At 64.8% G+C, this 20,986-nt stretch carries 21 protein-coding genes and 2 tRNA genes; 6 read left to right on the forward strand and 17 right to left on the reverse strand.

Translation table 11 applies throughout. The features are described 5' to 3' along the window. The first annotated feature begins 2 nt into the window (after positions 1–2). The 4 genes from ARC78_RS12425 to ARC78_RS12440 all read left to right on the forward strand — a co-directional run bounded on the left by ARC78_RS12425 (position 3) and on the right by ARC78_RS12440 (position 3,709). Positions 3–764 carry a DUF1295 domain-containing protein gene (locus ARC78_RS12425; protein WP_241772737.1) on the forward strand — a complete coding sequence of 254 codons (762 nt, stop codon included), beginning with the start codon at positions 3–5 and terminating at the stop codon, positions 762–764. 22 nt (positions 765–786) lie between these two features. After that, positions 787–1,866 carry an SAM-dependent methyltransferase gene (locus ARC78_RS12430; RefSeq protein WP_054659832.1) on the forward strand — a complete coding sequence of 360 codons (1,080 nt, stop codon included), beginning with the start codon at positions 787–789 and terminating at the stop codon, positions 1,864–1,866. A 348-nt stretch (positions 1,867–2,214) separates the two neighbouring features. Continuing rightward, the gene (locus tag ARC78_RS12435) at positions 2,215–3,003 is read left to right on the forward strand and encodes a hypothetical protein (RefSeq protein WP_145974338.1); all 789 of its coding nucleotides are present in this window, start codon (positions 2,215–2,217) and stop codon (positions 3,001–3,003) included. Positions 3,004–3,145: 142 nt separating this feature from the next. Further along, positions 3,146–3,709, forward strand: coding sequence for a fasciclin domain-containing protein (locus ARC78_RS12440; RefSeq protein WP_054659828.1), 564 nt, complete (start codon positions 3,146–3,148; stop codon positions 3,707–3,709). A 240-nt stretch (positions 3,710–3,949) separates the two neighbouring features. On the opposite strand, the gene ARC78_RS12445 is transcribed toward ARC78_RS12440, so the two are convergent. The 11 genes from ARC78_RS12445 to ppsR form a co-directional block, all read right to left on the reverse strand. Beyond that, positions 3,950–4,036 (reverse strand) — tRNA-Leu (locus ARC78_RS12445). A 164-nt stretch (positions 4,037–4,200) separates the two neighbouring features. Next, positions 4,201–6,573 carry a Tex family protein gene (locus tag ARC78_RS12450; RefSeq protein WP_057506406.1) on the reverse strand — a complete coding sequence of 791 codons (2,373 nt, stop codon included), beginning with the start codon at positions 6,571–6,573 and terminating at the stop codon, positions 4,201–4,203. A gap of 113 nt (positions 6,574–6,686) precedes the next feature. Then, complete coding sequence (locus ARC78_RS12455) at positions 6,687–6,902, reverse strand: hypothetical protein (RefSeq protein ID WP_054657647.1); 216 nt, start codon at positions 6,900–6,902, stop codon at positions 6,687–6,689. 134 nt (positions 6,903–7,036) lie between these two features. Further along, positions 7,037–7,498 carry a hypothetical protein gene (locus ARC78_RS12460; protein ID WP_057506407.1) on the reverse strand — a complete coding sequence of 154 codons (462 nt, stop codon included), beginning with the start codon at positions 7,496–7,498 and terminating at the stop codon, positions 7,037–7,039. A 43-nt stretch (positions 7,499–7,541) separates the two neighbouring features. Continuing rightward, a complete protein-coding gene (locus ARC78_RS12465; protein ID WP_054657644.1) occupies positions 7,542–7,916 on the reverse strand; it encodes a YfeK family protein in 375 nt (124 codons plus the stop codon). Continuing rightward, entirely contained in the window at positions 7,913–8,980 is a 1,068-nt protein-coding gene (locus ARC78_RS12470) for a class III poly(R)-hydroxyalkanoic acid synthase subunit PhaC (protein WP_054657642.1), read from the reverse strand. The genes ARC78_RS12465 and ARC78_RS12470 overlap by 4 nt, the downstream gene beginning before the upstream one ends. Beyond that, positions 8,977–10,092 (reverse strand): class III poly(R)-hydroxyalkanoic acid synthase subunit PhaE, encoded by a 1,116-nt coding sequence (phaE, locus tag ARC78_RS12475; RefSeq protein WP_338062233.1) that lies wholly within the window; start codon positions 10,090–10,092, stop codon positions 8,977–8,979. Before phaE ends, ARC78_RS12470 begins: the two co-directional genes overlap by 4 nt. Before the next feature lie 23 nt (positions 10,093–10,115). Further along, positions 10,116–10,730 (reverse strand): CDP-alcohol phosphatidyltransferase family protein, encoded by a 615-nt coding sequence (locus ARC78_RS12480; RefSeq protein ID WP_054657637.1) that lies wholly within the window; start codon positions 10,728–10,730, stop codon positions 10,116–10,118. Positions 10,731–10,831: 101 nt separating this feature from the next. Further along, complete coding sequence (locus tag ARC78_RS12485; protein WP_054657649.1) at positions 10,832–11,320, reverse strand: NUDIX hydrolase; 489 nt, start codon at positions 11,318–11,320, stop codon at positions 10,832–10,834. Between the two features lie 54 nt (positions 11,321–11,374). Next, positions 11,375–11,884: a DUF1249 domain-containing protein gene (locus ARC78_RS12490; protein ID WP_054657635.1), complete on the reverse strand. Its 510-nt coding sequence runs from the start codon at positions 11,882–11,884 to the stop codon at positions 11,375–11,377. Between the two features lie 59 nt (positions 11,885–11,943). Next, positions 11,944–12,765: a posphoenolpyruvate synthetase regulatory kinase/phosphorylase PpsR gene (gene ppsR / locus ARC78_RS12495; RefSeq protein ID WP_054657634.1), complete on the reverse strand. Its 822-nt coding sequence runs from the start codon at positions 12,763–12,765 to the stop codon at positions 11,944–11,946. A 195-nt stretch (positions 12,766–12,960) separates the two neighbouring features. Here ppsR and ppsA point away from each other — a divergent pair, with 195 nt between their 5' ends. Then, positions 12,961–15,336 (forward strand): phosphoenolpyruvate synthase, encoded by a 2,376-nt coding sequence (gene ppsA, locus ARC78_RS12500; RefSeq protein ID WP_057506408.1) that lies wholly within the window; start codon positions 12,961–12,963, stop codon positions 15,334–15,336. 128 nt (positions 15,337–15,464) lie between these two features. Here the strand turns inward: ppsA and ARC78_RS12505 are convergent, their stop codons facing one another. The 6 genes from ARC78_RS12505 to serS form a co-directional block, all read right to left on the reverse strand. Continuing rightward, positions 15,465–16,319 (reverse strand): EcsC family protein, encoded by an 855-nt coding sequence (locus tag ARC78_RS12505; protein WP_057506409.1) that lies wholly within the window; start codon positions 16,317–16,319, stop codon positions 15,465–15,467. A gap of 5 nt (positions 16,320–16,324) precedes the next feature. Continuing rightward, complete coding sequence (orn, locus tag ARC78_RS12510) at positions 16,325–16,900, reverse strand: oligoribonuclease (protein ID WP_054657631.1); 576 nt, start codon at positions 16,898–16,900, stop codon at positions 16,325–16,327. 90 nt (positions 16,901–16,990) lie between these two features. After that, positions 16,991–17,497, reverse strand: coding sequence for a tRNA adenosine(34) deaminase TadA (tadA, locus tag ARC78_RS12515; protein ID WP_054657629.1), 507 nt, complete (start codon positions 17,495–17,497; stop codon positions 16,991–16,993). Positions 17,498–17,571: 74 nt separating this feature from the next. Further along, a tRNA-Ser gene (locus ARC78_RS12520) sits at positions 17,572–17,661 on the reverse strand. Between the two features lie 68 nt (positions 17,662–17,729). Next, a complete protein-coding gene (locus ARC78_RS12525) occupies positions 17,730–18,722 on the reverse strand; it encodes a LysR substrate-binding domain-containing protein (protein WP_054657627.1) in 993 nt (330 codons plus the stop codon). Between the two features lie 197 nt (positions 18,723–18,919). Continuing rightward, positions 18,920–20,197: a serine--tRNA ligase gene (gene serS / locus ARC78_RS12530; protein ID WP_054657625.1), complete on the reverse strand. Its 1,278-nt coding sequence runs from the start codon at positions 20,195–20,197 to the stop codon at positions 18,920–18,922. A 113-nt stretch (positions 20,198–20,310) separates the two neighbouring features. Between serS and ARC78_RS12535 the strand changes: the two genes are divergently transcribed. Next, positions 20,311–20,967 carry an energy transducer TonB gene (locus ARC78_RS12535; protein WP_057506410.1) on the forward strand — a complete coding sequence of 219 codons (657 nt, stop codon included), beginning with the start codon at positions 20,311–20,313 and terminating at the stop codon, positions 20,965–20,967. Positions 20,968–20,986: the final 19 nt, after the last annotated feature.

Raw genomic sequence — 20,986 nt, forward strand, 5'->3', positions numbered from 1 at the left:
GCATGCAACTGTTGTTGATCTGGGCCTTTGCCGTCGTGCTGATGCTGCTGGGCTGGCAATGGCAGCGCCGGCGCAGCAATGCCGGCATCGTCGATGTGCTGTGGGCCTTCGGCCTGGCCTGCTCGGCGCTGTGGCTGGCGTTGAGCGGCAGCGGCGCCTTGACCGCGCGCGCCCTGGTCGGTGGCCTGGCCGCTGCCTGGGGCCTGCGCCTAGCCTGGCACCTGTGGCGGCGTGTGCGCAGCGAAGCCGAGGACGGCCGTTACCTGGCCCTGCGCCAGTACTGGCACGGCGACCAGCGCAAGTTCCTGGCCTTCTTCCAGTTCCAGGCTCTGCTGGTGGTGCTGTTCTCGCTGCCGCTGGCCGCCGTGGTCGCCCACCCGGACCCGTCACCGCTGCAGCTGGCCGGCGCCGCTGCGCTGTGGCTTTTCTCGGTACTGGGCGAATCACTGGCCGATGCCCAGCTGGCCCGTTTCCGCGCCAATCCGGCCAACCGCGGCCGCACTTGTGACCGTGGCCTGTGGCGCTACTCGCGCCACCCGAACTACTTCTTCGAATGGCTGCACTGGTGCGCCTGGGCCGTGGCCGCGCTCGGCGGACCGCTGGTCTGGCTCGGCCTGCTCGGCCCGGTCCTGATGTACCTGTTCCTGCGCTTCATCAGCGGCATCCCGTTCACCGAACAACAGGCCCTGCGCACGCGGGGCGATGACTACCGGGAGTACCAGCGGCGCACGCCGATGTTCTTCCCCTGGTTCCCCAAACCCTGACCGTATTGCCGAGGACCGCGCCATGACCACCACCACCCTGGACCGCAATGAACTCTCGCCCGACCGGGCGGCCCCCGGCCTGCTCGGCCTGGCCGAACGTGGCCTGCTGCCCGATGCGCTGGTACGCGCCGGCATCCGCCGGCTGTGCGAGCAGCGGCTGAGCGAAGAACTGGAAGGCGGCGTGGAGGCGCAGTCGCTGCGCCAGCGCCAGCGACTGGAGGAGCTGCGCCAGAGCCCGCTGGCGATCGAGACCGAGGCGGCCAACAGCCAGCACTACGAGCTGCCGCCGGCCTTCTTCACCCACTGCCTGGGGCCGCGGCTGAAGTATTCGTGCTGCTACTACCCCAATGGCGACGAGACCCTGGCCCAGGCCGAGGAAGCGATGCTGGCGCTGTACTGCGAGCGCGCCGGGCTGGCCGATGGCCAGGACATCCTCGAGTTGGGCTGCGGCTGGGGCTCGCTGACCCTGTGGATGGCCGAGCACTACCCGAACGCACGCATCACCGCGGTGTCCAACTCCAACGGCCAGCGCGCCTTCATCGAGGCGCGTTGCCAGGAGCGTGGCCTGCACAACGTGCAGGTACTCACCCGCGACGTGAACCACCTGGCCTTGCCCGAGGCCGCCTATGACCGCTGCGTCTCGGTGGAGATGTTCGAGCACATGCGCAACTACGACACCCTGCTCGGCCGCATCGGCAGCTGGCTGCGCCCGGGTGGCCAGCTGTTCGTGCACATCTTCGTGCACCGCACCCTGCTCTACCCGTTCGAGACCGCCGGTTCGGACAACTGGATGGGCCGCCACTTCTTCACCGGCGGGCTGATGCCGGCGGCCGATACCCTGCTGCACTTCCAGGACGCACTGACGATCAAGCAGCAGTGGCTGGTCGAGGGCACCCACTACGAGCGCACCGCCAACCAGTGGCTGGAACACCAGGATGCCAACCGCGAAGCGGTGATGACGATCCTGCGCCAGACCTATGGCGAGGCCGCCGGGCTGTGGTTCCAGCGCTGGCGGATGTTCTGGATGGCCTGCGCCGAGCTGTTCGGGCATACCGACGGCCAGGAGTGGATGGTCTCGCACTACCTGTTCCAGCGCCGCTGAGTTCCGCGCCTGGATGACGGGGCGGGTATCGGCGTCTTCCAGCCACATACCCCGGGCACGCCGCCGAGACGCCTTGCGGCGGCCCACCGGATGGCCATCACCGACACCGCCGAACAGGCGGGGGGCCTAGCTGTAGGCCGCAGGCGCCACCGCACTGCGTATTTCACCGATCACCGCGGTGGATTCTGGGGCTATCGCGTGTGTACGCCGCGTCAACGCCAACCCCGCAACTTCTATCCGATGGATTTTCCGGCTTCGATCGCGATTGGCGTGCATCCAAGCGTGTGCGTGCTGCGTATTGGAAGACGCATGACCCTGTGCACTTCCCTTTCAGCCTGGAGAGCCCCAATGAAGTCTGCTGCCTTTGTCGTTCTCGCTGCCGGTCTGGCTGCATCCGTTACTGCCCACGCGTCCGGCGTAGAAGCCGGCAAGTGGAGTTTTTCCGCCTTCGGTGGCGTTGACATGCCGACCAGCGGCGACGTGCACGGCGGTGCCACCGCGCCCGTGCCCGACCTCGGACCCCTCAACCCTGCGCTGGCAGGGGTCAGTGCCGAGCTGCGTATCCAGTCGCGCAGCCATGACCGCATCTATGGCCTGGCCGACACCTACGGCCTGGAAATGGGCTATGGCTTGAGCGACAGCGCCGAGCTGTTCGGACAGGTGCGTTACAGCTATGCCTCGCCCGGTCGCGTGCAGGTGGGCGGCGCCTTCGTGCCGGCGCTGGACACAGAGCTGCCGGTGTACGGCCGTTTCAGCGCCTACAAGAGCTACGGCGCCGAGTTCGGCTACCGCCGTTTCTTCATGCAGCCGGGCGCTGCGCGTCCTTTCCTTGCCGCCCGCATCGGCGCGACGCATACCGACGCCATCAACGCCTCGTTCGATATTCCGGATGCCGCCATTTCCATTCCGGATGCACGCTTCACCAAGAAGACCTGGTCCGCGTCCGGTGGTCTGGATGTGGGCGTGATCATTCCGGTCGGCGAGACCTTCAGCTTTACCGCGCAGGCCGGCGTTCGCTACGTCGACAAGCTCAGCGGTGATGACGCCGATATCGGTGGGCTCGGCCTGGGCAGCATCAACAACGATGCCAAGCGGATTTCGGTGCCGATGAGCGTCGCCGCCCGCTGGGACTTCTGATCCGGACGCTGTTTCAACGGCTGCACCGTTCACGCTGCCACGTGGTGCACAGACGGTGCGGTTGCCGATCGACAACAACCGCAGCCAAGGCTGCGTTTTCCCCCCGCCTCCGACCGGAGGCGATATCCATGAGGACTTGAACATGCGTATCCAGATCCAGCGTCTTGCCATCGCCGCCGGCCTCGCGCTTGCCGGTGCCACCGTTCCTTCCGCTTTCGCCGCCGGCAATCCGGCCACAGATGGCGCAGCGATGGGTGCACAGAAGACCATCGTCGAGACCGCTTCCAACACCAGTGAACTGAGCACCCTGGTAGCTGCGCTGAAGGCCGCCGGGCTGGTGGACACGCTCGCCGGAAAGGGCCCGTTCACCGTGTTCGCTCCCACCAACGAGGCGTTCGCCAAGCTCCCCCAGGGCACGGTCGATACCCTGCTCAAGCCCGAAAACAAGGGCACGCTGACCGGCATCCTGACCTATCACGTGGTACCGGGCACCCACCCTTCCAGCCAGCTGGTCGCCGCCGCGAGCAGCCAGGGCGGCAGCAGTACCTTGAAGACGGTGCAGGGTGAGGAACTGACCGTCGAACTGAAAGACGGGAAAGTCTGGGTGGTGGATGCCAAGGGTGGCAAATCCGCGGTCACTACCGCCGATGTCATGCAGTCCAACGGCGTGGTACACGTGGTCGACAGCGTGCTGATGCCGAAGTAAGCGCCTGCTCAACCGTGGCCTGCGACTGCCGCAGGCCAAGGTTGCTGGATGCCGATCCCGGTGTCCTGCAGGGGCGAGGTGATCAGGCAGGAGATCGGACGCTGGCCGAGTAGCCGCACCGCGAAACCCGCTTGAACCTGTGCAACCTGGCGAAGACCGCAGCGTCTTTCACAATCGTCCCCGGTGCTGCATAAACAAAAACGCCCCAAGTCGTTGTCGACGAGGGGCGTTTTACATGCTTGGTGCCGAAGGTGGGACTCGAACCCACACGCTTTTAAGGGCGGCGGATTTTGAATCCGCTGCGTCTACCGATTCCGCCACTTCGGCTGGCTGGCCGGCGATTATAGCTGAGCTTTTCCGCTTGGGCAGCAAGATTTCACTTAAATCCTGAAAAATCTCCCGGTGACTCCTGCCTTGTCACCGTGCTGCCGCCCCGCTGTGGTGCGGGGACTGTCTGCGTGGGGAGACCCTCGGCGGCCAATCTGCAGCAATCAACCACCGCGCCGTGCCCGGGCGAACGCATCGGCAAGCGCGTTGTTGGCAGGGGCGGAGCTGACGCCCGGACGACTTCCGGTGTTGCTTCCGCGGCCGGCTCCGCCGCGGTTGCCGTTATCGCGACGCGGGCCGGCGCCTTGCCCATCGCGGCGCGGCGCCCGCTCTTCAGGCCGGGCCGGGCCGGTGGCATCGTCCAGCCGGCGGGTCAACGCGATGCGTTTGCGCGGCACATCCACTTCCAGCACCTTGACCTTGACGATATCGCCGGCCTTGACCACATCGCGCGGATCTTTGACGAAGGTGTCCGACAGTGCGGAGATATGGATCAACCCATCCTGGTGCACGCCGATGTCGACGAATGCGCCAAACGCGGCGACATTGCTGACCACGCCTTCCAGAATCATGCCCTCACGCAGGTCCTTGATGTCTTCCACGCCCTCGGCAAAGCGCGCCGCCTTGAATTCAGGACGCGGATCGCGGCCGGGCTTTTCCAATTCCCTGAGGATGTCGCGCACGGTTGGCACACCGAATTTGTCGTCGGTGAACTGCTCGGGTTTCAGGCTGCGCAGATAGCTGCCATCACCAAGCAGGGCCTTGATCGGCCGGTCAGCGGCGGAGACGATGCGCTCGACCACCGGATAGGCTTCCGGATGCACCGCCGACGCATCCAGCGGTTCATCACCATCGGCGATACGCAGGAATCCAGCGCACTGTTCGAACGTCTTGTCGCCCAGGCGCGGCACCTTGAGCAGTTCCTTGCGGCGCTTGAACGGGCCATTTTCGTCACGATGGCGCACGATATTTTCCGCCACGCTGGGCGACAGGCCCGACACACGCGACAGCAATGCCGCCGAGGCGGTGTTGACGAATACGCCCACGGCATTCACGCAGTCTTCCACCCGTGCATCCAGTGCCTTGGCCAGCCGGTACTGGTCCACGTCATGCTGGTACTGGCCCACGCCAATGGCCTTGGGCTCGATCTTGACCAGTTCGGCCAACGGATCCTGCAGGCGCCGGGCGATGGAAACGGCGCCGCGCAGCGACACGTCCAGCTCAGGGAACTCCTTGGCGGCAAACTCCGACGCCGAATAGACCGATGCACCGGCTTCGCTGACCACCACCTTCTGCAACCTGGGATTGGCACAGGCAGCGATGACCTCACCCGCGAGCTTGTCGGTTTCGCGGCTGGCGGTACCGTTGCCGATCGCGATCAGCTCGACGTTGTGCTTGGCGCACAGGTGCTTGAGCGTCTGCAGCGACTGCTCCCACTGCCGGCGCGGCTCGTGCGGATAGATGGTCTCGGTCGCGACCAGCTTGCCGGTGGCATCGACCACGGCGATCTTGCAGCCGGTACGGATGCCGGGGTCAAGCCCCAGGACTGTCTTGGGTCCGGCCGGAGCGGCCAGCAGCAGATCCTTGAGGTTGTCACCGAACACCGCGATTGCTTCCGCCTCGGCCTTCTCGCGCGCCTGGTTGAACAGATCCAGCAGCAGGTGCATGTGCAGCTTGGCGCGCCAGGTCAGGCGACAGGCGTCGAGCAGCCAGCGATCAGCAACCCGCCCCTTGTCGGCGATGCCGGCGTTGTAGGCCACGCGTCCTTCGGCGTACTGGTGCCCGGCTTCGGCATCGCTGCCCGGGTCCAGTTCGAGAAACAGGAATTCCTCGCGGCGCGCGCGGAACAGCGCCAGCAGGCGATGCGAGGGAATCTTCGCCAGCGATTCGGCATGGTCGAAGTAGTCACGGTATTTGGCCCCTTCAGCCTCCTTGCCCTCGACCACGCAGGCGCGGATGACGCCGGTTTCAGCCAGCCACTGGCGCAATTCACCGACCAGTGCCGCATCCTCGCCCCACCGTTCCATCAGGATGGCGCGTGCGCCTTCCAGCGCCGCCTTGGTATCGGCCACCCCCTTGTCGGCATCAACGAATCCAGCGGCGAACACCTGTGGGTCCAGTGAAGGATCGGACAGCAGGCCATCGGCCAGTGGCTCCAGCCCGGCTTCGCGGGCGATCTGGGCACGGGTACGGCGCTTGGGCTTGTATGGCAGATACAGGTCTTCCAGTCGGGACTTGGTATCGGCCCCGGCAATCTCGCTGCGCAACTCGTCGGTCAGCTTGCCTTGTTCCTGGATGCTGGCCAGTACCGCGGCACGACGATCCTCCAGCTCGCGCAGATAGGTCAGACGTACTTCCAGATTGCGCAGCTGCGTGTCGTCCAGGCCGCCCGTAGCTTCCTTGCGGTAGCGCGCGATGAACGGAACGCTCGCCCCCTCGTCCAGCAGGGCAATGGCGGCCTTGGCCTGTGACGGATCTGCGCCGATCTCGGCAGCGATGGTCTGCGCAATGTGCTGCGCGAGCTTGATGTCTTGCATTGCTTGATGCGGAAACCACGATGACAGGTGAGCCATTCTGGCAACGCATGGCTGTCAGCGGAAGCCGTTGACAGCAGGCGCCGGACCTGTTGCCCGGCGCGCGGCAAGCTCACTCACCCCAGGTGCTGGCTCAGCCGTTGGATGGCGATTTCGTCGCGCAGATCCTCCAGCACCATCACGCGCACCCGCCCTCTACCGTTCACATCCATCATCCGCTCCACATAGAACTCCGGACCTTGCTCCGTGTCCGCGCGGGTCTTGCTGAAACCGTAGGGCACCACGCCCTTGTCGCCATCCTTGCTGCCACCGATATAAAGAACAACCGCCATGGTGGTTGGTACTCCTCCAGAAACCAGAACCGCGCCACCTTACTTGGCGGCGTGTTAGAAGGATGTACAGATCGCGTTGACGCTTCATGACCGTGGTGTTGCCGTGTCAAAACAGGGCAAACCTTCACACAAGTTCAGTGACGCCCCGGCCACCAGCCGCGGCCGCTGAGTGCATAGCGATCCGCCGCACGTTCGAAAGGATTGCGCACACTGACACCGCCGCAAAGCAGATAGAGCGGCAGGAACAGCGGCCCCAGCACCATGTACTGGAACACATGTGCACGTTCATGGTCTCCCAGTCGCACGCGGGGATGCTCGCAGTGTCCGGCCCGATGTTCATAGGTCGCGCACAGCCCGTCGAGATTGTCACCGGTATGCAGGATCACCATGCCGAAGGTGATTGCACCCCCCGGCCCCCAGGGCCAGTGGCTGAACACCAGTGCACAGTCGCGCGGACTCCAGTAGGCGCGCGCGCCGGCAACGCATCCGGCCAGGCCCGCAGCCAGGCCGACAAGGGAATTGGGGAGCGTCCACAACGCGCCAAGCCCCTGCAAGGCACGCAATCCCCAACGCAAGGACGGCGTGTGACCAGTCATCACGCCCTCGCACCGCAATCACCGCGCGCCCGAATGCCGGCCATCAGGGTGACGGTGCGCGCAACTGCCGCAGCGTGTGCTGGAACCATGCCGCCGCGTCCTGCTCGGGAGCATCCGGACACGCAACCCGGTAAGGCCGGCCACTCAGGCTGCTGCGGCTGGCCGCGCGTTCGATGAACTGCTCGCTGCTGCCGACCAGGTCACGTTTGAGCAGGTAGTCGTATTTGCGCTGCAGATGCGCGCGTGCCTCGCCGGGGCCATACCAGCTGCCATTGCGTTGGAAGCGGCAGCCGGAATTTTCCAGCGCCTGCATCAGTCCTGCGATTTCGCGTTGCGTGGTTGCAGTGGGGGCGGCCTGCGCGCGCATTGGCGTGGCCGTCAGGACCGCGCATATCCACAGCACCGTCCAACGGTTCATGCGCGTTCGCTCAGCCATTGATGGATCGCGCCAGGAACCTCGCGTTGTGCCCGGCCTGACACATAGATGCCGATATGCCCCCCGCGAAACCCCAGTTCCGTGTAGTCGCGGCTGCCCACCCGATCCCGCATCGCCCGTGATGCGGCGGGCGGCACCAGATGGTCCTGCTCGGCATAGATGTTCAGCAACGGCATCTGCAGCTGGGCCAGGTCCACCGCTTCCTCGCCGATGAGGATGCTTCCTTCCATCAATCCATTGGCCTGGTAGAACTGTTTGACGAACTGGCGGAACGCTTCGCCGGCAAGGTCCGGTGAATCGAATATCCATTTTTCCATGCGCAGGAAATCCTCCAGCGCCTGCTTGTCGTCCAGGATGTCCATCAGCCCCACGTATTTCTGCACGTTCAGGCGGAAGGGCTTGAGCATCAGGTAGCTGGCATTCATCAGATCTGCCGGGATGTTGCCCAGCGTATCGACGAACAGATCCACATCCACGTGGCGCGCCCAATGCGACAGCATGTTGTCGGGCGTATGGAAATCCACCGGCGTCACCATGGTGATCAGATTGCGCACTTTGTGCGGCCGCAGCGCGCTGTAACACAGCGAGAACACGCCGCCCTGGCAGATGCCGAGCAGGTTCACCGGCGCGCCGCGCTGCTGCGCGCGGAGGTGATCCACCGCGCCGTCGATGTAGCGCAGCAGGTAGTCTTCCAGCGTGAGAAAACGTTCGGAGCGGTCCGGGTACCCCCAGTCCAGCACATAGACGTCCTGCCCCAAGGCGAGCAGCTTCTGCACCAGCGAACGGCCATCCTGCAGATCGACCATGTACGGGCGATTGACCAGGGCATAGACGATCAGCAGCGGGGGCAGGTCCCCTTTGGGGTGTTCTCCCACGAACCGGTACAGTTTGACCTTGCCGTCACTCCATACTTCCTGGCGCTCGGTGACACCGTAATTGACGTCTTCCACCTGTGGCAGCAGCTTCAGGCCATCCAGCAGTTTTCGCTGCCATTGCAGGGTCTCCTGCAGCAGGTCATCGCTGCCAAATCCCAGTGGCCCTTTCATGCCTTGCCCTCACCGCGGGCCGGCGGCTGTTTACTGGTCGCGCCCACCTTCTCCCGTGGTTTGGCCGGCGGCGATTTGACCTTTGCCGGCGTTGCTTTTGCTGCCGCTTTTTTGGAGGCTTTCGGGGCGTGCGGTTCGGCCTTCGCTGCGGATGTGCTGCGCGATCGGGAAGCCGGCGCCGCCGAAGCCGGGGCCTCCGTGGTACGCGCGGTTGCCTCCAGCAAACGCCGGAGTTGGCGCTCCAGTTCGGTAATGCGGCGGTGCGCGGTATCCATCTCGCTGCGCGTGGGCACGCCCATCGCCTCGCAGGCGCGCTCAAGTTCGCTTTGCGATGCCGCACGCAGGCGCATCTGCGCGTTGGCCAATTCCCCGTAAATACGCTGGAACTCTTCCGACAGCGCCATTTTTGCGTACGCATCCTCGGCGGCATCGATCCATAGATCGAACATCGCCCGGGCGCTGGTCAGCTGGCTTCCGGAAGATTCGTGCTCGGCGAGCTTGGCCTCGAAGCGCTTGAATGCGTCGTCCAGAACCGTGCGGATCAAATCGATATAAGCCTCGGCCCGCGCCTGATAGTCCTGCTGGATTTTCAGCAGCGCCTGCCAGCGCGCCTGGTGCTCGCGGGCCGGGCCGAACAAGGGAGAATTGAGCCATTCGCCACCGAAGCCGGTTTGCGCCGCGCGCGCGAACTCGCGAACCCATGGCTGGTCGTTGAGTGCGTTGCCTCCCCGGGCGGCCTCCAGCATCCAGCGCAGCAGATCATCGCCCTGCCCTTGCACCGTGTCGCGCCAGGCGCCAGCCACCTCGGCGGCACTGGTATCACGGCCGGCGAAGCGTGCCGCCACCTGCTGCATCGCCGCCAGCCAGTCACCAGCCTGGTGCTGGAAGCGCGCACCCAGTTCCTGGACCTCCGCCGGAGTGTCAGTGGTAACCAGCCGGGTCCACTGCTCGATGCTTTCGCGCCACGGGAAGTCGGCGGCGGCTGCGGCGCCCTGGCCCTGCATGGCCTGGGTCCAGGCCTCCCAATGGCGGCGCATTCCCTCCTCGAAACCCTTGCTGTCGTTGTTGCCTGGCGCTGCCATCGATCCACTCCCGGAGTATCCGGGGATCATAACAATGCCACCCTGCGGCCGTGTCAGGGCTTGGGGATACGCAGTGTCTTGCTGATCATCAACGAACCCGACAGCGCGAACAGCAGCACCAGAGGATGCAGCTGCCACGGCCCCAGCTGCCAGCTGCCGCCCCAGAGCGCGGGGCCGATGGCCTGGAAGTGCGCGGCAACCGCCAGCACGATCACCAAGGCCAGACTGGTGGGAATCGGCGTACCTTCGAAATAAGGCACCTTGTCCGAATCCCCGGACAAGGCCTCGGCGGTGACGTTGTAGCGGGCCAGCCGGCTGACACCGCAACAGACGAAATAGCTCAGCACCATCCAGTCCCAGCCGCCCTGCATGCCGCAGGCATAAGCCAGTGCGGCTGGTGCGACGCCGAAGGAGATGACATCAGCCAGCGAATCCAGTTCGCGCCCGAGCGTGGACGAGGACTGGCGCCAGCGGGCCACGCGTCCATCCAGGGCGTCGAAGATGAAAGCCAGCGGAATCAGCGCCATGCCGAACATCAAAAAGCCACGCTGCCCGTCCTGCAGGAAGCGCATCGCGGCGAACACCGCGCCAGTACCGCAGAAGGCATTGCCGAGCGTGAACCAATCGGCGAGCTGGAATTCACGGAGCATCGAAAAGTGGCGCTTCATATCGGGTCTTTTGGCCGGAACCGCATCAGCCTAACGCGAATTTCGCGAATGCGCGCTTCGCTATTTGCACGAACAGTCGCCCTGGACCGCGGCGCTGCCACTCAAAGCCGGGTGTAGCTCCATGACTGCATACGTCCATCGCGGTAGGGCATCACGCCATGGAATGGGCGCGGGTCCGTATCGAACACCAGTGGCAGGAAGTGGCGGTCGCCCTCCCACAGCGGCAGCGATTCGAGCTGGTCGACTGGCACCCATTCCAGCGTGCCTTCCGGATTGGCGTCCAGCGGCGTGCCGGTGTAATCGTCGATGACGAAAATGAAAGCAAACCAGTCCTCACCCTGCTTGCCGAAGCCCGGCCAGCTGATGGTCCCGCGCAGGCGCGTGGTGCCGCACTCGATACCCGCTTCCTCGCGGATCTCACGGTGCATGCAGGCCAGGATGTCCTCATCAGGCTCCATCTTGCCGCCCAACCCGTTGTACTTGCCCAGGTGGATGTCGCCGGGGCGCGTGTTGCGATGGATCATCAATGCCTGGCGGCCATCTGCCGACAGCACATAACCAAGCGTGGCGAGAATCGGGGTGTAAGGCATCAGCAGGGTCACGGCCGGCAGGGTCGGCCATTATGACCGATCCCCTCCCGCGGCTCAGCGGTGCTGCAGCGTGGCTGGATCGCGCGCCGCGTGCGGGGTGCCGGGGAAGCGTTGCAACGTCGCCACCCCATGACCGCGCTCGGCCAGGTACTCCAGCCATTTGCCCAGAAAGGTGTTCATACGCAGGCGATGGCTGATCAGCTCATCGGCTGGCGGGTACATCCCCATCACGTCCTGCCAGCGGCGGCCAACATAGCAATGTGTGGTCTCGGCCTGGCGCGCGTCCCGATACAGCCGCAGATAGGCCGAAGGATCGGGCTCGCCGGTCAGCGGGTCGCAGATGTCATAGGTCATGCGCAGCTCGACCGTATAGCGGTGGCACTCGATGACATCCAGCCGCACGTCCAACCCATCGCCAATGGATGACACATGGCAGCCGGGCTGCAGGTGATCCGGTGCGAACAGGCGCATCAGGTGGACATAGTTTTCCGCATACAGGCCCATCAGCCAGCCAAGACGGCTCAGCTTGGGAATGCGGTCGATGCGGGACAGTGCGCGGGTCATGTTTCGATCCTACACGCTGTGCCGCGAACCGGGCAGCATGGCGCTGCCCGGCGGGGGCTTCAGAACATTTCCCGTTGCAGTCCCAGCGTGCCCAGCACTTTGCTGGAGATTTCCTCGATCGAGGTATGGGTGGTGCTCAACGTCGGAATCCGTTCGGCGCGGAACATCTTCTCGGCCATGGCGACCTCGCGTTTGCACGTCTCCGCACTGGCATACCGCGAATTGGGCCGGCGCTCCTGGCGGATCTGCTGCAGCCGTTCCGGATCGATGGTCAGGCCGAACAACTTGCTGCGATAAGGACGCAGCCGCGGTGGCAGCCGGTCATGCTCCAGATCCTCGTCGGTTAACGGGTAGTTCGCCGCCCGGATGCCGTAGTGCATTGCCAGATAGATGCAGGTCGGCGTCTTGCCGGCGCGCGATACCGCCACCAGGATCACGTCGGCCTCATCGTAGTTCACCGCGATGCCATCGTCGTGGCTGAGCGCGTAGTTCATCGCGTTGATACGCCGGTGGTAGGTGTCGAAATCGACCATGCCGTGCGCCTGTCCCACCCGCGAATGGCGGGTGGCGTCGAGCTCGCTTTCCAGCAGGCCGATAAAGGGCGCAAACACATCCAGCACCAGCGCGCCGCTCTCGTTCAGGATCGCGCCGAGGTCGGAATCCACGCAGGAACTGATCACGATTGGCCGCACCTGGTAGCGCTCTCCCGCGGCCCGGATGCGCGCGGCGGCGTCGTGCGCCTTGTCGACATCGTCGACGAACGACATGCGATCCGTGACGAAACTGAAGCCTGTGAACTGGGTCAACAGACTGTGCCCCACCGTCTCGGCGGTGATGCCGGTGCCGTCGGAAACATAGAAAACCGGCCGAATCGCCGCCATATCCGCTCCTCAAAGTTGTGATGATGACCCCGGGTCAGGCCGGCAGCCATCGCCTGTCCCGGAAAAGACAAGCACAAGACAAAGCGCTGTCACAAGCTTGTGCCGCCCAGGTGTGCGCTGCATCATATTGGCTTCTTCCTACGGACGTGGCCATCCAAGCCCGCCTCGGGCGATGGCCTCAACGGAGCATCGCGCTTGAACGAGAATATCCTGTGGTTGCATGAGCTGCGCCTGGCCGACCTGGCCCGCGTGGGTGGCAAGAATTCCTCGCTCGGCGAGATGATCGGCAACCTGGCCGGCTTGGGTGTCTCGGTGCCCGGTGGTTATGCCACGACGTCCGAAGCGTTCAAGGACTTCATCGCCCATAACGACCTGTCCAAGCGCATCTTCGACAAGCTGGCAACGCTGGACGTCGAGGATGTCAATGCGCTGACCGCTGCCGGCAAGGAGATCCGCGGCTGGGTCATCGATGCCCCGCTGCAGCCGCAGCTGGACACCGACATCCGCGACGCCTACGCCAAACTGTGCGCCGACAACGGCGGCGGTGAGGTGGCCGTGGCCGTGCGCTCCTCGGCCACCGCCGAAGATCTGCCCGACGCGTCCTTCGCCGGCCAGCAGGAAACCTTCCTGAACGTGACCGGGGCCGACGACGTCGTGCACAAGGTCAAGGAAGTGTTCGCCTCGCTGTACAACGACCGCGCCATCGCCTACCGCGTGCATCACGGCTTCAAGCACGAGGACGTGTTCCTCTCCGCCGGTGTGCAGCTGATGGTGCGCTCGGGTGTTGGCGCTTCCGGCGTGCTGTTCACCCTGGACACCGAGTCCGGTTTCCGTGACGTGGTGTTTGTGACTTCGTCCTTTGGTCTGGGGGAAATGGTCGTGCAAGGCGCGGTCAACCCGGACGAGTTCTATGTCTACAAGCCCACCCTGACGGCCGGCAAGCCGGCGATCCTGCGCCGTTCGCTCGGTTCCAAGGCCATCCGCATGGTCTATTCGGACGTCCCGGGCGAGCGCGTCAAGATCGAGGACACCCCGGCGGAACTGCGCGGCACCTTCTCGATCAGCGATGAAGATGTCCAGGAGCTGTCCAAGCAGGCACTGGTCATCGAAAAGCACTACGGCCGCCCGATGGATATCGAGTGGGCTAAGGACGGGGTATCCGGCAAGCTGTTCATCGTGCAGGCCCGCCCGGAAACCGTGAAATCGCGTGCCAAGGCCACCCAGATGGAGCGCTATGCGCTGCAGGCCACGGGTGAGGTGATCGCTGAAGGCCGTGCCATCGGCCAGAAGATCGGCGCCGGCGTGGCCCGCGTGGTCCGTTCGCTGGATGACATGAACCGCGTGCAGCCCGGCGACGTGCTGGTCGCTGACATGACCGACCCGGACTGGGAGCCGGTAATGAAGCGCGCCTCGGCCATCGTCACCAACCGTGGCGGCCGTACCTGCCATGCGGCGATCATCGCCCGCGAGCTGGGTGTTCCGGCCGTGGTCGGGACCGGCAATGCGCTGAGCCTGATCCAGGACGGCCAGGAAGTGACGGTGAGCTGCGCCGAAGGCGATACCGGCTTCATCTACGCCGGCAAGCTGGCCTTCGAACGCACCACCACCGACCTTGAGAACATGCCGCCGGCACCGCTCAAGATCATGATGAACGTGGCCAACCCGGAACGGGCCTTCGACTTCGGTCAGTTGCCCAATGCCGGCATCGGCCTGGCCCGCCTGGAAATGATCATCGCCAGCCACATCGGCATCCACCCGAATGCGCTGCTGGAATACGACCGTCAGGATGCGGCCACCCGCAAGAAGATCGACGAGAAGATTGCCGGCTACAAGGATCCGGTGAGCTTCTATGTGGACCGCCTGGCCGAGGGTATCGCCACCCTCACCGCCTCGGTCGCACCGAATCCGGTGATCGTGCGCCTGTCGGACTTCAAGTCCAACGAGTACGCCAACCTGATCGGCGGCAGCAACTACGAGCCGCACGAAGAGAATCCGATGATCGGCTTCCGCGGCGCCAGCCGCTACGTCGACCCGAGCTTCTCCAAGGCCTTCGCGCTGGAATGCCAGGCCGTGTTGCGCGTGCGCAACGAGATGGGCCTGGAGAACCTGTGGGTGATGATCCCGTTCGTGCGCACCCTGGAAGAAGGCCGCAAGGTGGTGGAAGTGCTCGCCGCCAATGGCCTGAAGCAGGGCGAGAACGGCCTGAAGATCATCATGATGTGCGAAGTGCCGTCCAATGCGCTGCTGGCCGACGAGTTCCTGGAGATCTTCGACGGCTTCTCGATCGGCTCCAATGACCTGACCCAGCTCACCCTGGGCCTGGACCGCGATTCCTCGATCGTCGCCCACCTGTTCGACGAGCGGAACCCGGCGGTCAAGAAGCTGCTGTCGATGGCCATCAAGAGCGCACGCGCCAAGGGCAAGTACGTCGGCATCTGCGGCCAGGGGCCGTCCGACCATCCGGATCTGGCCGAATGGCTGATGCAGGAAGGCATCGAGTCGGTGTCGCTGAACCCGGACACGGTGGTCGACACCTGGTTGCGCTTGGCCAAGCTCAAGGCCAACAGTTGATCTCCCGGCCCTGACAGACAGAACCCCGCTCCGGCGGGGTTTTGTTTTGGCCTGCCGTCCGCAGATGCGGTGTTGCAGGGGCGCCATTTTCCAGTACCGGCTGCCGATGCAGGCCTGTATTGCCGGCTTCAGCCCGTCATGTAACCAGCCAGCGCCTGATAGCTCAGCCGTACCGGTTCAAAACCGTATTTGCGCTCCAGCCGCCTGACGATGAAGTGGCCGCGCGCCATATCCTGGTAGTAACTGGTGAACATGGTGTTCAAGGTCGCGCCAGCGACCGCGCCGATGATCGGCACCGCCTGTGCGGCGAATTTCTCCGTGACCACAACCCCGAAACGGGTGGCGATCTTCTCCACGATCTTTGCCAGCCACTTGCCCGCCTCCTTCGGAGCGAGGCCGAGGATTACACCGTGGCCGCCGCCAACCGCCGTGCCGGCAAGCTCCGCCGACAGATGCCGCATCACTTCGGTGGTGAAGCCGCGCGCCAGGTAATAGCCGGTTTCGCTGGCGTCATCCCTGCCGGTATTGCCGCCCAGTGCGAACACCTCCAGACAGGCCTGGCGGGTGGCGAAATCGTTCAGGTCGAACCCTTCGCTGCGGGCGATATCGGCCACCGTACGCATGATGATCGTCGTCGACAGGGGCAATTCCACCGCCAATGCAGGCAGCCCGCCCAATCCCCCCAACGCGCCGGACGCAGCGGCCGCCAGTTTGTGCAGGCGCGGCGATGCCGTTTTTCCCGGTTGCTCGCGATCCATGCTCCACAGCGCCGTTTGCGCGGCTTTGTACAGGGCCGCCTCGGTGACACTGTGGATCCGGGAAGACACCGATGCCGGCAGCTTGCGTACGGCAAATTCCAACGGCGAGCCCACCAGATTGGCCATCTTGGCCGTCAGGGTGGGCGCTTCGAGCAACGCCACCGCACGCTGCAGGTCGGCCCAGTCGTGGACGTCATCCTGCAGGCGGATCGCGGGTGCATTCATGCCAATCAGCCTGCGGCCGGCAACCCCGCCAGCGCGCCCATGAACTGCCGGTAGTGGCGCAGCTCGGCGATGGAGTCCTTCACATCACTCAGCGCGGTATGGCTGGAGGTCTTGCTCACCCCGGCGGCCACTGAAGGGGCCCAGCGCTTGGCGAGCTCCTTGATCGTGGACACATCCAGATTGCGGTAGTGGAAATATTTCTCCAGTCGCGGCATCTGCCGGTGCAGGAAGCGCCGGTCCTGGCAGATCGAGTTGCCACACATCGGGGAAGCACCGGCCTTGATCCACTCCTGCAGGAACACGATGGTCTGCGCCTCGGCCTGTCCCAGGGTCAGGGTGCTGTCCAGTACGCGTTGCCACAGGCCCGAGCGCTGGTGCTGGTTGCGGTTCCACTCGTCCATCGCTTCCAGCGTCGCCAGCGGGTGCGAGATGGCGAACTCCGGCCCTTCAGCCAGCACATTCAACTGGGCGTCGGTGACGACGGTGGCGATCTCGATGATCGAATCGTTGTCGGTATCGAGCCCGGTCATTTCCAGATCAATCCAGATCAACCGGTCGTTGCCTGCGCTGTTGTCCGCCATGTAATACCTCATGCAGTGGGCCGGACAATATCTTTGCCGGGCCGGAATATCCAGGCGCACATGATACGCCGGCCGCCACGCACCGCTGCGTCAAATATCGTCCGGCGACAGCAACGGACGCCCGCGCTTGGCGCGGAAATAATTGGTCAGGCGCAAGCTGGCGTCTTTGGCCAGAACCCCGCCGCAGACCTGTACGCGATGGTTGTGGCGCGGATCGGCGACCAGGTCGAACACGCTGCCGCACGCGCCCGTCTTCGGGTCGGTGGCCGCGAACACCACGCGCGCGACCCGTGCATGCACCAGCGCCATCGCACACATCGCGCATGGCTCGAGCGTGACGTAAAGGGTGCAGCCAATCAGACGGTGATTGCCCAGCCGCTTGCCGGCCTCGCGCATGGCCATGATCTCGGCGTGGGCGCTGGGGTCGTGATTGATGATGTTGAGGTTCCAGCCCTCGCCCAGCAGCTGGCCATCACTGCCGACCAGCACCGCGCCCACCGGGATCTCATCGAACTCGCGTTGCGCACGATCCGCCAGCGCCAGCGCATGGCGCATCCAGTGCTCGTCCACCGGGGCGGTGCTGAGATCGTCGGTCATCGCAGAAGTCACGGTGCCTGGCTCCGGACGCCAGAGGGTCCGAACCCCGCAAGAAACGGAGGGCGGGAAGGTTATGGCGGGCAGAGTGGGATTCGAACCCACGGAAGGTTTGACCCTTCGCCGGTTTTCAAGACCGGTGCCTTAAACCGCTCGGCCATCTGCCCATGTCGTCCTGCGCGATCCAGCCGCGCCGATCCGGGTGCGCATTCTCGCATGCCTGCACCGTTTTTGTTCAACCCGCGTCCACGGCGAGCGCGCCGATTGTCGAGGCGCGGATCTTTTCCTTGGCCCGCTCGCAGGCGCCACCGCAATCCAGACGCGAGGCCTCCAGTTCCGGCGGCAGGTGTTCGGCGAGGAAGTCGATGAACACGCGCACTGCCGGCAGCAGGCCGCGGCGCGAGGCGAACACCGCATGGCAGATGCCCTGCGGCAGCGACCAGTCCGGCAGCACCACTTCCAGCTCGCCGTTGCGCACGGCCTCGGCGCACACGGTTTCCGGCAGCATGGTGATGCCGAAGCCGTCTTTCACCATCGACTGCAGCAGCGGGAAATCAAAGCCGGCCACCCGCGGCTGCAGGTCCACGCGGCTGACCGCCCCGTTGGGACCATGCAGTTCCCAGCGCTGGCGCGCCTCGTCCTCGCTGATGCTCAGGGTGACATGGCTGGCCAACTCCTCCGGGGTGGCTGGGCGACCGGCGCGATCCAGATAGGTTGGGCTTGCGACCAGCAGCTCCTGCACCTGGCCGAAGCTGCGCATCACCAGGCTGCCATCGTCATCCAGCCGCGAACGCACGCGCAGGGCGACGTCATAGCCCTCGTTGATGATGTCCACCCGGCGGTTGCTGATGTTCAGCTGCAGTCGCACCTTCGGGTATTGCTCGAGGAATTTAGGCAGCAGGCGCGGCAGCTGCATCTGCGCCAGCGACACCGGAACGCTGGCACGGACCAGCCCGCGCGGCTCGGCACTGAGCCGATCCACTACCTCACGCGCGGCCTGCGCCTCGGCCAGCATCGTCTGCGCGTGGCGATGCACGCTCATGCCGACATCGGTGACGGCGAAGCGGCGGGTGGAGCGCTGCAGCAGGCGCACGCCCAGTTCGGTTTCCAGCTGGCTGATGCGCCGGCTCAGACGGGATTTGGGAATACCCAACGCGCGCTCCGCCGCGGCGAAACCGCCGTGGTCCACGACCATCGCGAAGTAGTAGAGGTCGTTGAGATCCTGCATGGGGTAATTCCAAAAATAGAACGAGTGGTGGAATTCAAACACCTTTGTCCCGAATCTGCAAATCAATCCTCAAACGGTCCTGTATCCGGTGAATTGATCGCCCCCCTCCAGCGGGCGGTCCCGAGCCCGAAGCTGACGGTCACAAAAAAACCCGCATCACGGCGGGCTTTTTGTTAATTCGGGCCAATACGCCGGGCTCAGCCGATGCGCTCGATTCCGCCCATGTACGGACGCAGCACGTCCGGGACCGTGATGGAGCCGTCCGCGTTCTGGTAGTTCTCCATCACCGCGATCATCGCCCGCCCCACCGCCACACCCGAGCCGTTCAGGGTGTGTGCCAGCTCCGGCTTGCCGGCGGCATTGCGCCAGCGTGCCTGCATGCGGCGGGCCTGGAAATCACCGCAGTTGGAGCACGAGGAAATCTCGCGATAGGTCTGCTGCGACGGCAGCCAGACTTCCAGGTCATAGGTCTTGATCGCCGAGAAACCCATGTCGCCGGTGCACAGCAGCACCTTGCGGTACGGCAGGCCCAGCTGCTGCAGCACGGCTTCGGCGCACCCGGTCATGCGCTGGTGTTCGGCCTCGCTGTCTTCGGGTTTGCAGATGCTGACCAGTTCGACCTTCTCGAACTGGTGCTGGCGGATCATGCCGCGCACGTCGCGACCGCCGCTGCCGGCCTCGGAACGGAAGCACATCGAATGGGCGGTCATGCGCAGTGGCAGGCGCTCGCCATCGACGATCTCGTCGCGGACGATGTTGCTCAGCGGCACTTCGGAGGTCGGAATCAGATAGCGGGTGGATTCGCCCAGCGTGGTCTTGAACAGATCCTCCTCGAACTTGGGCAGCTGGCCGGTACCGCGCAGCGAATCGGCATTGACCAGCACCGGAACGTTGGTTTCCTCGTAGCCGTGGGCATTGACGTGCAGATCCAGCATGAACTGCCCCAGTGCACGGTGCAGGCGCGCGACCTGGCCACGCAGCACGGTGAAGCGCGCTCCGGAGAGCTTGGCAGCGGTTTCCGCGTCCAGCCCGTGGTTGCGCGCGCCAAGCTCGACATGGTCCAGCACCGGGAAGTCGAACGCGCGCGGCGTGCCCCAGCGCAGCTGCTCCACGTTCTCGCTTTCATCCTTGCCCAGCGGTACGTCGTCGGCCGGCACATTGGGAATGCCCAGCGACAGTGCTTCGATCTTCTCGCGCAGCTCGTCCAGCTGGATTTCCGAAGCCTTCAGCTCATCGGCAAACGCCGCCACCTCGGCCATGATCGCCGAGACGTCTTCCCCCTTGGCCTTGGCATGGCCGATCGCCTTGGAGCGGCTGTTGCGCAGGCTCTGCAGTTCCTGGGTGCGCACCTGGATACGCTTGCGATCAGCCTCGAGGGCTTCAAACGCCGCCACATCCAGATCGTAGCCGCGTGTGACACGCAGGCGTTCGGCAAGTTCGGCGGGCTGCTGGCGAAGAAGGGCGGGATCAAGCATGGAGGCGGCACTGTGTACGGGTGTGGAGTGCGATTATCGCCCGAACCGCCATTCTCTGCCGCGCGATTCATTGTTCCTGTGCAAGAATCGGCCACTTGAAACGGGCCCAGTCCATGTCAGCACACAGTTCCCGCTCCGGGCAGAATGTCACCTTCCAGCTGCCGCGCAGCAGCCTGAAAATCGCCGGCATCGCTTTTTGCGCAGGCCTCCTGCTGTTTTTCGTGGTCTGGCTCAACGCACGCAGGAACAATGATTTCTACCGTGCAGGCCCCGCCCAGCCGCAAACGGAGGTTGCCGAGCCCGCTCCGCTGCCCGCGCCACTTCCTGCCGGTGCCGGCGCCAGCGACATGCCCGAATCGCGTCCGGAGGCGGCCGGAGAAGCGCCGCAGCTGGTGGAAACCGCACCGCCCCCGTCACCGCAACCCATCGTCGAAGCCGAACCGGCTCCGCCACCGGCCCAGACGGCCCCTGCCCCAGTTGCGGACACGCCGACCGACCGGCCCGTGCCGCTGCCGGATCAGAGTCCAGCCCCGACCTACCCGCCCGCAGCGCTGCGTCGCGGCGACAGCGGGACGGTCGTGGTGCAGGCGGTGGTCGATACGCGCGGTGTGCCGCTGGATGTGAAGATCATCCAGCGCAGCGGCTCGCGTGATCTGGATCGCGCCGCCTTGGACGCCGTGCGCAACTGGCGTTTCCAGCCGGCGCAGAGCAACGGGCAGCCGATGCAGGGAACCCTGGAGATTCCCTTCGATTTCAAGCCCGCGCAGTAAGCCGCGCGCTCTGGCCGAT

The organism is Stenotrophomonas pictorum JCM 9942 (assembly GCF_001431585.1).
GTDB lineage: Bacteria > Pseudomonadota > Gammaproteobacteria > Xanthomonadales > Xanthomonadaceae > Stenotrophomonas > Stenotrophomonas pictorum.

Coding starts and splice junctions, on each gene's coding strand:
- ARC78_RS12460 (WP_057506407.1), bottom strand. CDS start 7,498: ATGACTGGTCACACGCCGTCCTTGCGTTGGGGATTGCGTGCCTTGCAG.
- ARC78_RS12470 (WP_054657642.1), bottom strand. CDS start 8,980: ATGAAAGGGCCACTGGGATTTGGCAGCGATGACCTGCTGCAGGAGACC.
- ARC78_RS12535 (WP_057506410.1), top strand. CDS start 20,311: ATGTCAGCACACAGTTCCCGCTCCGGGCAGAATGTCACCTTCCAGCTG.
- ARC78_RS12455 (WP_054657647.1), bottom strand. CDS start 6,902: ATGGCGGTTGTTCTTTATATCGGTGGCAGCAAGGATGGCGACAAGGGC.
- serS (WP_054657625.1), bottom strand. CDS start 20,197: ATGCTTGATCCCGCCCTTCTTCGCCAGCAGCCCGCCGAACTTGCCGAA.
- ARC78_RS12525 (WP_054657627.1), bottom strand. CDS start 18,722: ATGCAGGATCTCAACGACCTCTACTACTTCGCGATGGTCGTGGACCAC.
- ppsR (WP_054657634.1), bottom strand. CDS start 12,765: ATGGCGGCGATTCGGCCGGTTTTCTATGTTTCCGACGGCACCGGCATC.
- ARC78_RS12425 (WP_241772737.1), top strand. CDS start 3: ATGCAACTGTTGTTGATCTGGGCCTTTGCCGTCGTGCTGATGCTGCTG.
- tadA (WP_054657629.1), bottom strand. CDS start 17,497: ATGACCGACGATCTCAGCACCGCCCCGGTGGACGAGCACTGGATGCGC.
- ARC78_RS12435 (WP_145974338.1), top strand. CDS start 2,215: ATGAAGTCTGCTGCCTTTGTCGTTCTCGCTGCCGGTCTGGCTGCATCC.
- ARC78_RS12480 (WP_054657637.1), bottom strand. CDS start 10,730: ATGAAGCGCCACTTTTCGATGCTCCGTGAATTCCAGCTCGCCGATTGG.
- ARC78_RS12440 (WP_054659828.1), top strand. CDS start 3,146: ATGCGTATCCAGATCCAGCGTCTTGCCATCGCCGCCGGCCTCGCGCTT.
- ARC78_RS12430 (WP_054659832.1), top strand. CDS start 787: ATGACCACCACCACCCTGGACCGCAATGAACTCTCGCCCGACCGGGCG.
- orn (WP_054657631.1), bottom strand. CDS start 16,900: ATGGCGGACAACAGCGCAGGCAACGACCGGTTGATCTGGATTGATCTG.
- ARC78_RS12490 (WP_054657635.1), bottom strand. CDS start 11,884: ATGACCCGCGCACTGTCCCGCATCGACCGCATTCCCAAGCTGAGCCGT.
- ARC78_RS12485 (WP_054657649.1), bottom strand. CDS start 11,320: ATGCCTTACACCCCGATTCTCGCCACGCTTGGTTATGTGCTGTCGGCA.
- phaE (WP_338062233.1), bottom strand. CDS start 10,092: ATGATCCCCGGATACTCCGGGAGTGGATCGATGGCAGCGCCAGGCAAC.
- ARC78_RS12465 (WP_054657644.1), bottom strand. CDS start 7,916: ATGAACCGTTGGACGGTGCTGTGGATATGCGCGGTCCTGACGGCCACG.
- ARC78_RS12450 (WP_057506406.1), bottom strand. CDS start 6,573: ATGCAAGACATCAAGCTCGCGCAGCACATTGCGCAGACCATCGCTGCC.
- ARC78_RS12505 (WP_057506409.1), bottom strand. CDS start 16,319: ATGAATGCACCCGCGATCCGCCTGCAGGATGACGTCCACGACTGGGCC.